The organism is Mycobacterium terramassiliense, from assembly GCF_900157385.1.
GTDB classification, from domain to species: domain Bacteria; phylum Actinomycetota; class Actinomycetes; order Mycobacteriales; family Mycobacteriaceae; genus Mycobacterium; species Mycobacterium terramassiliense.
The window spans coordinates 65,723-77,961 of the sequence record NZ_LT717697.1 but is presented as its reverse complement, the minus strand read 5'-3'; the positions used below and the strand labels follow the sequence as shown (position 1 = coordinate 77,961).

Genomic DNA, 12,239 nt, shown 5'->3' with positions numbered 1-12,239 from the left:
TAATGTCCCCCACGATGCCTATTCGGTGACCGCGGTCGAGACGACGCTCACCGGGTTGCGGAACGTGTTGACCACCGGCGACCACGCGATCGCGTTGTCGTGGATCTCCTTCAGGGTCGCGTCGTCGGCATCGCCCGCGAGGGTTACCTTGCAGCGCACCGCGCTGAAGCCCAGGCGTTTGCCCTCGGGGGTGTCGCCCACCCCCCACACCGCGGAGATGTCGATGTCGCCTTCCATCTCGACCTCGATCTTGGTCAGGGTCACGCCCCGGTGGGTGGCGTTGGCCAGCAGGCCGACCGAGACGCACGACCCCAAGGCCGCCAGGGCGGTTTCGGAGGGGTTGGGCGCCGAGTCGTCGCCCAGCAGCGCGGGCGGCTCGCCGACCAGCATCGGCGCAAGGTCGCGCACGTAGGTCATGTTGCGAAACCCCGCCTCACAAACCGTCGTCGCCTTCAGCGTCTTCTTTCCCGTGTCGGGGTTGGCCTTGGCGTTGCACGACAGCCGGTCGAGCCCTTCGGCATCGATGACGAGCGCGTCGGTCATGAACTTCCTCCGTTCCCGGTGATTATTGGTTCTTCACGGAGTTAGTGCCCAGCGCCGACCGATGCGTGACGGCGGGCGAAATGGTTTTACGTTGACGACACAACACATCACTTGCCCGAAACATCACGGCCCCGCGCCATTACGGGGCATGCTCCGCTGTTGCTCGGGTGAACAGACTCCGCACGCTGTAGTGGCATTCGTTGGCCGCGAGCGGCGCCGCAGGGGTAGCTGATGTGGCTTGGCCCCCGCGACAATCGAGCGGTCGCCGGCGGCGAGTCGCGTCAGCAGGTGAATAAAATCCCGCGGATCTTTTGGTCCGAAGATTCTAGGGACCGGGCGGTTGTGTCACGAAGTCGATGAGTTCCTCGACGCGGCCGATGAGCGCTGGCTCCAAATCGTTCCAGTCGCGCACGCTGGAGCGAATTCTCCGCCAGGCGCGCGCGATGTCCGCCTGGCCGGAGTGCGGCAGGCCCAGCGCCGCGCAGGCACCGTGCTTCCACTCCAGGTGCCGCGGAACGGTCGGCCAGGCCGCCAGTCCAAGCCGCTGCGGCTTGACCGCCTCCCAGATGTCGACATAGGGATGACCAACGACGAGCGTGTCGGGGCCGCCCGGCCCCCTTCGTACCGCCTCGGCGATTCGTGCCTCCTTCGAACCGGCGACGAGGTGGTCGACGAGCACCCCCAGCCGCCGGCCGGGACCGGGCCGGAACTCCGCCACGACGCCGACCAGATCGTCTATCCCGCCGGGGTGCTCGACGACCACTCCCTCGATGCGCAGGTCCGCACCCCACACCTGGGCGATCAGTTCGGCGTCGTGGCGGCCCTCGACGTAGATGCGGCTGGCCCGCGCGACGCGGGCACGCGCGCCGGGCACCGCGACCGAGCCGGATGCCGTCCGCCCCGTCGCAGCAGGCGCCGCGCGACGGGGCGCGGTGAGGATCACGGGGCGTCCCTCGAGCAAAAACCCTGGGCCGAGCGGAAAGCCGCGGGTATGGCCGTGCCGGTCCTCCAGCTCGACGCGACCGTATTCGACCCGCACCACCGCGCCGACGTAGCCCGTCTCCACGTCCTCCACCACCAGGCCGGGTTCGGCCGGCTGCTCGGTCGAGCGAGGCTTGCGCCGCCCCCCGGCGGCCAGCACATCCGTTCCATAGCGATCAACCACCCGGCAATCCTAGGAAGCGTTGCGGCCAAACGCGGTTGCGGCGCGCCCGATACGGCGGGAACGCTTGGGCATCACCCGGCTAACGACCGGATCGCAGCACCACCGCGGACCGCGGTCGCACCTCCAGCTGGTTCCCGGCTTGTCCGGTTCGGGTGGGGTCATACGAGTCGCACACGATCTCCCACGGGCGCAGCGCAAGGTCTCCCGGGGTGGCGAAGGTCAGCGATTCCCACCAGGCGTTGACGAAGATGAGAAAGTCGTCGTCGACCAACGGAGTGCCGTCCGGGGCGACGTCGGGATCCGTTGTGCCGTCGATGAACAACGCGATGCTGCGCGCGACGGGGTCCGCCCACTCCCGGGGCGTCATCACGGCACCCGACGGCGTGAACCAGCCCAAGTCCGCGGCGGCGATCCCGGTGAGAAAGCGCCGCCTGCGGAAAACCGGGTGGCGGCGACGCAGCGCGATGAGCCCGGTGGTGAACCTGGTGAGCTCAGCGTCGGCCGCAGGCCAGTCAAACCAGGTGATCTCGTTGTCCTGGCAGTAGGCGTTGTTATTCCCCCGCTGGGTGCGGCCCAACTCGTCGCCCCCCAGCAGCATCGGGACACCGCCGGACAGCAAAAGGGTGAACAGGAACGCGCGTTTCTGCCGCGCCCGAAGTGCCAGCACGCCGGGGTCGTCGGTCGGTCCCTCCGCGCCGCAGTTCCATGACCGGTTGTCGTCGGTGCCGTCGCGGTTGTTTTCGCCGTTCGCCTCGTTGTGTTTTTGGTCGTAGGAGACGAGGTCGGTCAGCGTAAACCCGTCGTGCACAGTGACGAAGTTGATCGATGCGCTCGGGCGGCGCCTCTCCGCGCGATCACCGTAGATGTCCGACGATCCACACAGCCGCGACGCGAACTCGGCAAGGCGACCGTCCTGGCTGCGCCACCAGTCGCGCACGGTGTCGCGGAAGCGCCCGTTCCATTCGCTCCAAAGCGGGGGAAATCGGCCGACCTCATAGCTGTCCAGCTGGCCGACGTCCCACGGTTCGGCGATCAGCTTTGCCTGCGAAACCACCGGGTCCTGACCGACGAGGTCGAAGAAGGCGGACACCGCGTCGAAGGCGCCGCGCTCGCGGCCGAGGGTGGCCGCCAGGTCGAAACGAAAGCCGTCGACACCCATTTGCAATAACCAGTAGCGGAGGGAATCCATGATCAGCCGGAGCGTCGTGGGATTGTCCGTGTTGAACGAATTGCCGGTCCCGGTCGTGTCGTAGTAGCTGCCGGGGTCGCTCGGCGCCAGCCGGTAGTAGGCGGGGTTGTAGAGCCCGCGGAAGGCCAGAGTGGGCCCGCCGGCTCCGCCCTCGGCCGTGTGGTTGAACACCACGTCGAGGATCACTTCCAAACCGGCGGCGTGCAGGGCATCGACCATTGCACGAAACTCCGCGACCTCTGCGCCCGCTTCGCCGGCTCGGGCCGCCGCAGAGTAATTTGTCTGCGGGGCAAAGAATCCGATCGTGTTGTATCCCCAGTAGTTGGTCAGACCCCGGTCGACGAGGAATTGCTCGGACACGCTGCGGTGTACGGGCAGCAGTTCCACCGCGGTCACACCGAGATCGGTCAGGTGTTGCAGCGCCGCTTCGTGGGCGAGGCCCGCGTAGGTGCCGCGCAGTTCTTCGGGAACGCGCGGATGGGTCGCGGTGAATCCCCGAACGTGAACCTCGTAAAGGATGCTGTCGGCCAGCGCACGCTGCGGTTTGGGCGCGTCGGCGGGCGGCAGCACGGCGGTGACCAGGCTGCGCGGGACGTGCCTGGCCGAGTCCAGAGCGCTTGGCTGCGAAGGGTTTTCCATCGCGTGATCGACGACCTCCGGCCCGAACCGCACGTCGCCGGCGATGGCGCGTGCGTAGGGGTCCAGCAGTAACTTGGCGGGGTTGTAACGTAGCCCGCGTCCGGGGACGAAGGGACCGCTGACCCGAAATCCGTAGGCCTGCCCGGGCCCGATTCCCGGCACGAAGCCGTGCCACACGTCGCCGTCACGGTCGGGCATCACCAGTTGGGTCTCCGCTTCGTCTGCGTCGAACAGGCACAGGGTCACCGCATCACCGCCCGAGGCCACCGCGAAGTTCGTGCCCCCTGCGTGGGGCGTGGCGCCCAGCGGGTTGGGCCGGCCCGGCACGATTTCGGGTGTCATCATCGGATCCCCTCGGGTTGCCGTGCCCCGATCCGGTCCGTGCCGACCAGCACACGCGTTACCAGGAAGCCGAACACAAATCCGCCGACGTGGGCGAAGAAGGCGACACCGCTGCCGCCGGCCTTGGGTTGGAGGAGCGAGTAGTTGCTCTCGAAGAACTGGTACAAAAACCAGCCACCCAAAAACACCCACGCCGGGATGCCCACCGGGATCCATCCGATCAACGTGCTGATGCGCGAGCCGGGATAGAGCACCAGATACGCGCCCAGCACCGCGGCGATCGCGCCGCTGGCACCGAGAGTGGGCACCTGCGCATCGGACGCGGAGCCGACGAGCAGGGTGATTGCGGCCTGCGTCATCGTGGCCACGAATCCCCCGGTTAGGTACAAGAGCAGGTAGCCGAGCCGTCCGAAAGTGTCCTCGACGTTTTTGCCGAAGATGACCAGGAAGAGCATGTTGCCGAGGATGTGGTCCCACCCGGCGTGCAGGAACATGGCCGTGATCCAGCCGATCCCCCAGGGAACACCGAGGTGGCAGGCGCTGTCGAGGTTGCACGGGTAGAAGGACGCTCGGTCAACCGCAGCATCCCCGTTCGGCAATTCATAGAACAGAAACACCGCGAAGTTGATGGCGATCAGCGTGGAATTCACGATGGGAAATCGGCGGGCCGGAATACCATCCGAGTACGGGATCATGGGGTAACTCCCTGTGGCGGTCGGCACGGGTCTTGGCCAGCTAATCGTCGCGCTCGGCCGCTCGGTCGTCATTGTCGCGGATAACAGTATTTGCGCGTCGGACCTCTGGTTGTTCATCGCCCTACAAAGCGTTAAGGATTCGGGCGCAAGCCTGAAAAATCCATAAATTAGTCGTAAGTAACTGCGTGGTCTTACCGGGCTGATGGCGTCACCACTGCTAGGTTGCTAAGTGCCGTTAATGCACAGCGTGTGGCGGTGAGCGAGGTGGACGTATGGACCTGTCCCATTGGGTGTCGAGCATTGTCGCCTTCGTGCGCGCCGGTTACCCCACCGGCATGCCGGTCACAGGGCATGTGCCGCTGGCGGCATTGTCGCGTCGGCGCGTCTCCAACGACGAGATCACCACCATCACAAGAGAACTGATCATGCGCCGGTGCCCGCCGATCAGCACCGCCGATGTCGGGGTGGCCATCACCCACGTCACCAACGACATGCCCTCGCAGGATGACATCGATCGCGTGCAGCGTCGGCTGCAGGCGATCGGATGCGCCCGCGGCTAGGTTCTGGCGCTTCTGACGCGGCCGCACTGATCAAGGGATTCGGCGCCCGTCCGTGCCGAAGAAGTGCAAGTGCCCAGGCGCGGGATGCAGGCGCACCCGGCTGCCCTTTTCCGGCGGGTGACGCCCGTCGGCGCGCGCGACGACGGGCTGACTGATCACCTTGCCCGAGCCGGTGATTCGACCGTAGAGGTACGCGTCGGCCCCGAGCTCCTCGACCACGTCGACCTCCATCTCCACCCCGAGGCCACCCAGTTCGAAGTGCTCGGGGCGGACCCCCACCACGACCTCGGTTGCGGTGTCGGCCATCTCACGCGGCAGCGCGATCGGCCAGTCCCCCAGCGACACTGACGAGTCCACGATCGGCAGGGTGAACAGGTTCATCGCCGGCGACCCGATGAACCCCGCGACGAACACGTTGTCCGGGTTGCGGTAGAGCTCACGCGGCGTCGCGAACTGTTGCAGCACGCCGTCGCACAGCACGGCGACCCGGTCGCCCATGGTCATCGCCTCCACCTGGTCGTGGGTGACGTAAACCGTCGTGGTTCCCAGCCGGCGCTGCAGCGCGGCGATCTGGTTGCGGGTCTGCACCCGCAACTTGGCGTCGAGATTGGACAGCGGCTCGTCCATCAGGAACACCCGCGGCCGGCGCACGATCGCGCGGCCCATCGCCACCCGCTGGCGCTGCCCGCCCGACAGGTCTTTGGGTTTGCGATCCAGATAAGGCTGCAGGTCAAGCAGTTTCGCCGCGGCGAGCACCTGCTCCCGGATCTGTGCCTTCGGGGTCTTGGCGATCTTCAGCGCGAAGCCCATATTCTGCGCCACGGTCATGTGCGGGTAGAGCGCGTAATTCTGAAACACCATCGCGACGTCGCGATCCTTGGGATCGAGGTTGGTGACGTCGCGCTCCCCGATCCGGATGCGCCCGGAGTCCAGCGTTTCGAGTCCGGCCACCATCCGCAGGGAGGTCGTCTTGCCGCAGCCGGACGGCCCGACCAGAACGACGAACTCGCCGTCGCCGACCTCGAGGTCGAGGCCGTCCAGGGCGGGGCGATCCGCGCCCGGATAGCGCCGCGTCGCCCGCTCGAAACTCACCGAGGCCATGGCTATCCGTTCATTCCGGTGACGGCGATGCCGCGCACGAAGGAGCGCTGCGCGACAGCGTAGATGATGACCAGCGGCACCATGATCAGCATCGAGGTCGCCATGATCACCGGCCAGCGCGCGACGTATTCGCCCCGCAGCCGTACCAGGCCCAGCGTCAGGGTGGCGAGGCTGTCGCGCTGGAGCATCAGCAAGGGCCAGAGGAAGTCGTTCCACACGTTGACCCAGGTGAGCACCGCGAGCACCAGCACCGCCGGCCGCGCGTGCGGCAACAGGATCCGCCAGTAGATCTGCCACGGCGAGCAGCCGTCCAGGATCGCGGCCTCCTCGAGATCGGTGGGAAGCGTGCGGAAGAACTGCCGCATCAGGTAGGTGCCGAACGCGCTGCCGAACAGACCCGGCACGATCATCGACCACGGCGTGTCCACCCATCCCAGGGCGCGCATCAGGATGAACTGCGGGATCACCGTGACCGTCAGCGGCACCATCAGGGTGCCCAGGTACAACACGAAGAGCGTGTCGCGACCCCGAAACCGCAGCCGCGCAAACGCGTATCCGGCCAACGAGCAGAAGAAGACCTGTCCGGCGGTGACGCACCCCGCGTACAGCACCGTGTTGAAGAACATCCGCCCGAACGGCATCAGCGAGAACACCTCGGTGTAGTTCGACCACTGCGGATGCGCGGGCAACAGCCTGGGCTCGGTCACCTCGCCTTCCCTTTTCAGCGAACCCGACACCGCCCAGGCGATCGGGAACAGCCAGACCCACGCGATCGCGAGCAGGGCGCTGTAGACCACCACGGCACGAAACACGGTGCGGGTGAACGCCCGCTCAGCCGAGGCCATCGGAAACCTCCAGGGAACGCTGCCGGGTGAGGCGCAGCTGCACGACGGTCAACACGAGCAAGATCGCGAACATCACCCAGGCCAGCGCCGACGCGTAGCCGAATTCCAGGAAGGAGAAGGCGTGCTGGAACAGCATGATGCCCAGCACGTAGGTCGCGCTTTCCGGCCCGCCGTTCGCGCCGTTGAGGACGTAAACCAAGTCAAACGCCTGGAACGCGTGGATGATCGAAATGACCACTACGAACGACATGGCGCCCCGGATCAGCGGCACCGTGATGAACGCGAACTGCCGGATCTCGCCCGCGCCGTCGATTTTGGCGGCCTCGTAGAGACTTTCGGGCACTCCCTGCATCGCGGCCAGCAGGATCACGGTGGCGAACGGCACGCTGCGCCACACGCTGACGACGCACAGCGACACCATGGCCCAGTTGGGGTCCACCAGCCACGGGATCGGGCCGATGCCGACCCAGCCGAGCATGATGTTGAGCAGCCCGTTGTCGGTGTTGAAGACGAACTGCCACACCACCGCCATCACCACCGATGAGATGGCCAGGGGCAAAAAGACGATGGTGCGAAAGACCCCGATGCCCTTGACCTTCCGGTTCAGCAGCCCGGCCACGACGAGGCTGATGACGATGGTCGGCACCACCGTACCCAGCGTGAAGATCACCGTGTTGCGGATGGCGATGAGAAACAGCGGGTCGGAGGTGAACAGTTCGTTGAAGTTCTTCAGTCCCACGAACTTCGGCGGCCTGAACACGTCCCAGCTCTGAAAGCTCATGTACAGCGAGAACACCAGCGGGAAGATCATGAAGACCGCGACCGCCGTCAGGTTCGGCGCCACGAAAAGGCGCCCGGCCCGCGCGCGCCGCCGCAAAGGACCGGATCCTTTGGCGTTGTTGCGCATACGGAGCGACGTCATGGATTGCGCAGCACCTCGTCGAGGGCGGGCGACAGCCCGGTCAGCGAGGTCGCCGGCCGGGATCCGCGCAGCACGGGTCCGAAGCCGCGGTCCATCAGGGCGACGATCTTTTCCCACGCCGGGGTGACCGGCATCCCATCCGAATGGGCCGGGCCCTGGGTCAGCACGGCGAGGTTGCCGATCCTGTGGTGTGATTCGGCGAAGCCGCTCGAGTTCAGCGCGGAGCGCAGCACCGGCACGAAGAGGGTCGATTCACCGGTCAGCGCCTGGCCGACGGGGCCGGCCGCGAATTTCACGAATTCCCATGCCTGGGCCTTGCGTTGACTGCTCGCGGCGATGGCCAGGCCGGTGGACCCGATGTTGGAGCGGGCGGGCTGCCCTTCCCGGCGCGGCCCCACCGGCAACGGGGTGACATCGAAGTCGAGGTCCTCGGCGCGGATGAACGTCTGGTAGCGCCAGTGGCCACCCATCGCCAGCCCCGCCTTACCCGCCGCGAATAGGTCGGGCGTGGACATCGACTGCACCTCGGATGCGTCGGGCGCCACCCGGTGTTTGTTGGACAGGTCGGCGTAGAACTGGACCGCCTCGATAAAGGCGTCGTCACCGAAGTTGAAGTGGGTCGGATTGGTCAGCGGGGTGGACCACGGCACCCCATTGTTCATGGCGAACAACCCGGCGGAGTAGTACGAGAACCACAGGTTGACGAAACCCCACTGCGTGGCCCGCCCGGATCCGTCGCGTTTGGTGAGAGCCTGGGCGGTTTCCAGGAACTCGGCGAAGCTCCACGGCCGCTCCCAGGTGCCGGGCGGCGGCGGCAGCCCGGCCTCGGCGAAAAGCCGCTTGTTGTAGAACAGGTAGTTGCCCGACCACTGTTCCGGGAGCGCGTACTGGCCCCCGTTGAAGGCGAAGGTGTCGTACAGCGAGGGGATGCTGTCCGATTTCAGTTCCGCCGCGAAGGCCTGGTCGCGCGCGAGCATGGTGTTGAGGTCGAGCAACACCCCCCGGTCGGCCAGTTCGGCATACGTCAACTCCCACGCCATCAGCACGTCCGGGCACTTGCCGCCGGCGCAGAACGTCGAAAGCTGCTGCATCACGCCCGGCGCCGACAACACCGCGCGGACCTTGATGTCGGGATGCCGGCGCTGGAATTCCTCGACGATGCGCAACCTGCGATCCCGCTCGTCGGGATTGGCGGCGAAAAAGAAGGTCAACGCGTCGTCGTCGGGAGCGCAGCCGGCGGCCCACGGCGCCAGCGACGCCGCGGTGAGCGCCCCCGCGCCCCGCAGCAGGCTGCGTCGCCCGAACGGCTTATCGAGCATGGCGCTCCCGAGGTTGCCCGGCAGCCGGCGGCCGAGCGGGCTGTCTCCGATGTCCTTGGTACCCGACCCGGCTGTGGGGTTGCTGCGGCGGCCAGGACGGCAGCGCGAGTACGGCGCGCCGCAGCCGCTCCGGATCGCCGGTGATGTCGATGGTGTGGATGCGGTCGTCGGTTCCCACTCCGATCCGCAGGAGGACTTGCGCGCGGCCGCGGGGCGCGAGGACGACCCCCGGAACACCGTCGATGAGCAGCACGACGCCGGCCCGCGCGCGCCGGGTGAAGTGGCGGGGCTCTTCGGCGACGTCTCGCGCGCCGCGCAGCTCTATCGGCACTCCGGCTCCGACCAGCGCCGGGTCGACCCGGCGCAAGACGTCGGGTGCCAGCAACTCGAGCAGGGTGGCGATGTCGCCGCCCTGGGACGCGGCCAGGAAGGCTTCCACGATCTCGAGATGCGCGCCCGCGCGATCGGGTTCCACGGCCGGACCGGCGTGCAACCGGCCGCGCGCCCGGCTCGCGAGTTTCTTGGCGGCCGCCGGCGATCGGTCCAGCAGGCCGGCGATGGTCTCGAACGGCATGGCGAATACGTCGTGCAGCACGAAAGCGACGCGCTGGGCGGGTGACAGCCGGTCGAGCACGATCAGCAGCGCGTTGCTGACCGAGTCCGCCAACAGCGCGGGCTCGTCCGCGGGGGCCGCCGCGGATCCGGCGAGGCGGTCGAGCTCGTCGGGATCGGCGAGCGGTGCCTCGGCGCGCCGCTTGCGCGCTCGGAGTTGGTCGAGCGCCTCATGGGCGGTGATCGTCGTGAACCACCCGGTGAGGTTGGCCACCCCTTCAGCGCCGTCGACTCCGTGCCGGCTGGCCTTCAGCCACGCCGACTGCACCGCGTCGTCGGCGTCGGCCACCGACCCGAGCAGCCCAAACGCGACCGACCTCAGGTGTCGCCGATCCGCGTCGAATCGCTGCGCGAGATCGACGAGATTCTTTGGTGTGCCCATGGGTCACCTTTCCTGCGCGGGAGTCGTCAAGGAGATGAACGCATCCATCGAACTCTCTGTCGCAAAGGAGACCAGGACATGACCCTACCGATTGTGCGCCGCGACGTGCTCCGCGGCCATTCGGCTCGCCGCTGCGGAAACAGCTGTAGGACAAGGGATTGACTCACATGCATACCGCCTATGTCCTCGTCACGCTGACAACCGCCGTCGTCACGGCCGGAATCGCCGTGGCCGACCTCATCCCCGCCGGGTTCGTCCTGGCGAATTCGGCCGAGGTCGGGGTGCCTCGGTCGTGGTTGGCGCCACTGGCGGCCGCGAAGCTGGCCGGGGCCGCCGGGCTGGTGATCGGGCTGCTGGGCGCGAAGGCGCTGGGCATCGCGGCCGCCGTCGGGCTGGTCCTGTTCTTCGTCGGCGCGGTGATCACGCACCTGCGGGCCCACGTCCTTTACAACATCGCGTTTCCCGGCGCCTACCTGTGCCTGTCCGCGGCAACGCTGGCCCTGATGATCGCGCGCTGAGCTCGTCAGGCCGGAAAGTACCGGATCCGGTCGATCGCGTTGCCCGGCGACGCGGCATCGACGAACACGATCCCGCGGCCGTGGGCCGAGTTGACCGAGACCGCGACCGTGGGACCGGCGCCGATCACCTTGGTCCAGTTGGACCCGTCGAGTTGCTCGACGAGCTCGCCGAGGTCGAGCGGGTCGTCGTCACCCAAAGTTATTGGGGCACCGGGCGCTAACGCAGCCACGGCCGCTGACTTGTCTTTCCGCGAGACGGCGCCGAGGAATGCCTCCGCCCGCCTCTTGTGCCGCGCACCGGCCCGCCGGAAACCGGCCAGGAAGCCGGCGGTTCCCCGCAATCCCTGGTTGGCCAACAGGCCACGGGACAACTGCAGGGCGGGTGCCGCCGCATGCGGGCCGGTCCGCAGGAACTGCAGCATCATCGCCGGCAACTCCCAATAGGCGCGCAATATGCCAATCTTCCAGTCGCCGTTGGCTTCTCGGAGGTCGTAGCGCAGCAGTGCGGGGATGTACATCGTCACCGCCGGGCCCATCGACACCTCGAGCTCGAGGTCGCGCAGAACGGTTGTGCCGAACACGATGTCGAGGTCGCGATGAAACGTGATGCCGCGCGGACCGATGAAGGTGTCGTAGAACCGGCCGATCTGGGCGTGCCCCCGGTGCGGCCGGGATCCCACCGGGTCTTCGATGCGCCCGTCGGCGGTGAACAGCCCGACCCACCCGGCGCGGTCGTGCGCGGCGGCGGCCTGCGGTGAGCGCTCCACCGCGGCGAGCAGCTGCTCGCGGCCCACCGCCACCATCAGCGCCCACCCACGAGCTCGACGCCGGCGGTTCTCATCTCCTCCAACGCTGCCGCGCCGGAGTCCGCCGCCACCGCCGCCGTCAGGTCCACCAGCACCCTCGTGGTCAGGCCGGCCCGGGCCGCGTCCTCGGCGGTCTGGCGGACGCAATGGTCCGTGGCGATCCCGACGACGTCGACCTGGTCGACCCCGCGCCGCCGCAACCACTCGAGCAGCGGGGTGCCGGTTTCGTCGACGCCCTCGAAGCCGCTATAGGCCGCGGCGGAGGCGCCCTTGCGAAAGACGGCCTCGATCGGGGCGATGTCGAGGGCGGGATGAAAATCCGCGCCGGCGCTGCCCGCCACGCAGTGCGGCGGCCACGACGACGAAAAATCGGGGCGTTCGGAGAAGTGATCGCCCGGGTCGACGTGGCAGTCCGCAGTCGCCACGACATGGTCGTAACCGGGCTCGGCGGCCAGGTAGTCGTTGATGGCGGAGGCCACGCGCGCGCCGCCGCGAACCGGCACGGAGCCGCCCTCGCAGAAGTCGTTCTGCACGTCGACGATGACCAACGCTCGCACGGGTCCACCCTAGCCCCGGCGGCCCGCGAGCTGGGCGTTCACCC

At 67.6% G+C, this 12,239-nt stretch carries 13 protein-coding genes; 2 read left to right on the top strand and 11 right to left on the bottom strand.

Going from position 1 to position 12,239, the window contains the following annotated elements; translation table 11 throughout:
* Positions 1-18: 18 nt before the first annotated feature.
* From MTAB308_RS00390 to MTAB308_RS00375, 4 genes are all read right to left on the bottom strand, one after another.
* A complete protein-coding gene (locus tag MTAB308_RS00390) occupies positions 19-543 on the bottom strand; it encodes an OsmC family protein (protein ID WP_077096811.1) in 525 nt (174 codons plus the stop codon).
* 325 nt (positions 544-868) lie between these two features.
* Entirely contained in the window at positions 869-1,708 is an 840-nt protein-coding gene (locus tag MTAB308_RS00385) for a DUF3097 domain-containing protein (protein WP_077096809.1), read from the bottom strand.
* A 79-nt stretch (positions 1,709-1,787) separates the two neighbouring features.
* Positions 1,788-3,878: a glycogen debranching protein GlgX gene (gene glgX, locus MTAB308_RS00380; RefSeq protein ID WP_077096807.1), complete on the bottom strand. Its 2,091-nt coding sequence runs from the start codon at positions 3,876-3,878 to the stop codon at positions 1,788-1,790.
* Positions 3,878-4,573 carry a rhomboid family intramembrane serine protease gene (locus MTAB308_RS00375; RefSeq protein WP_077096805.1) on the bottom strand — a complete coding sequence of 232 codons (696 nt, stop codon included), beginning with the start codon at positions 4,571-4,573 and terminating at the stop codon, positions 3,878-3,880. The genes glgX and MTAB308_RS00375 overlap by 1 nt, the downstream gene beginning before the upstream one ends.
* 272 nt (positions 4,574-4,845) lie before the next feature.
* Here MTAB308_RS00375 and MTAB308_RS00370 point away from each other — a divergent pair, with 272 nt between their 5' ends.
* A complete protein-coding gene (locus MTAB308_RS00370) occupies positions 4,846-5,133 on the top strand; it encodes a DUF3349 domain-containing protein (RefSeq protein WP_077096803.1) in 288 nt (95 codons plus the stop codon).
* Positions 5,134-5,163: 30 nt separating this feature from the next.
* On the opposite strand, the gene MTAB308_RS00365 is transcribed toward MTAB308_RS00370, so the two are convergent.
* From MTAB308_RS00365 to MTAB308_RS00345, 5 genes are read right to left on the bottom strand one after another with little or no spacing between them, the layout of a single operon-like run.
* Positions 5,164-6,234: an ABC transporter ATP-binding protein gene (locus MTAB308_RS00365; RefSeq protein WP_077096801.1), complete on the bottom strand. Its 1,071-nt coding sequence runs from the start codon at positions 6,232-6,234 to the stop codon at positions 5,164-5,166.
* A 2-nt stretch (positions 6,235-6,236) separates the two neighbouring features.
* On the bottom strand, positions 6,237-7,079 hold the full coding sequence (locus tag MTAB308_RS00360) for a carbohydrate ABC transporter permease (protein ID WP_077096799.1): 843 nt from the start codon (positions 7,077-7,079) through the stop codon (positions 6,237-6,239).
* Positions 7,066-7,986 (bottom strand): carbohydrate ABC transporter permease, encoded by a 921-nt coding sequence (locus MTAB308_RS00355; protein WP_108637157.1) that lies wholly within the window; start codon positions 7,984-7,986, stop codon positions 7,066-7,068. Before MTAB308_RS00355 ends, MTAB308_RS00360 begins: the two co-directional genes overlap by 14 nt.
* Positions 7,987-7,997: 11 nt before the next feature.
* A complete protein-coding gene (locus MTAB308_RS00350) occupies positions 7,998-9,320 on the bottom strand; it encodes an ABC transporter substrate-binding protein (protein ID WP_077096795.1) in 1,323 nt (440 codons plus the stop codon).
* Positions 9,310-10,314, bottom strand: a complete 1,005-nt coding sequence (locus tag MTAB308_RS00345) for a sigma-70 family RNA polymerase sigma factor (RefSeq protein ID WP_077096793.1) — start codon at positions 10,312-10,314, stop codon at positions 9,310-9,312. Before MTAB308_RS00345 ends, MTAB308_RS00350 begins: the two co-directional genes overlap by 11 nt.
* 167 nt (positions 10,315-10,481) lie before the next feature.
* Here MTAB308_RS00345 and MTAB308_RS00340 point away from each other — a divergent pair, with 167 nt between their 5' ends.
* On the top strand, positions 10,482-10,832 hold the full coding sequence (locus tag MTAB308_RS00340) for a DoxX family protein (protein WP_077096791.1): 351 nt from the start codon (positions 10,482-10,484) through the stop codon (positions 10,830-10,832).
* A gap of 5 nt (positions 10,833-10,837) precedes the next feature.
* Here MTAB308_RS00340 and MTAB308_RS00335 read toward each other — a convergent pair whose 3' ends face one another.
* Positions 10,838-11,635 (bottom strand): ketosteroid isomerase family protein, encoded by a 798-nt coding sequence (locus MTAB308_RS00335; protein ID WP_077096789.1) that lies wholly within the window; start codon positions 11,633-11,635, stop codon positions 10,838-10,840.
* Positions 11,635-12,195 carry a pyrazinamidase PncA gene (pncA, locus tag MTAB308_RS00330; RefSeq protein WP_077096787.1) on the bottom strand — a complete coding sequence of 187 codons (561 nt, stop codon included), beginning with the start codon at positions 12,193-12,195 and terminating at the stop codon, positions 11,635-11,637. Before pncA ends, MTAB308_RS00335 begins: the two co-directional genes overlap by 1 nt.
* Positions 12,196-12,239 lie beyond the last annotated feature (44 nt).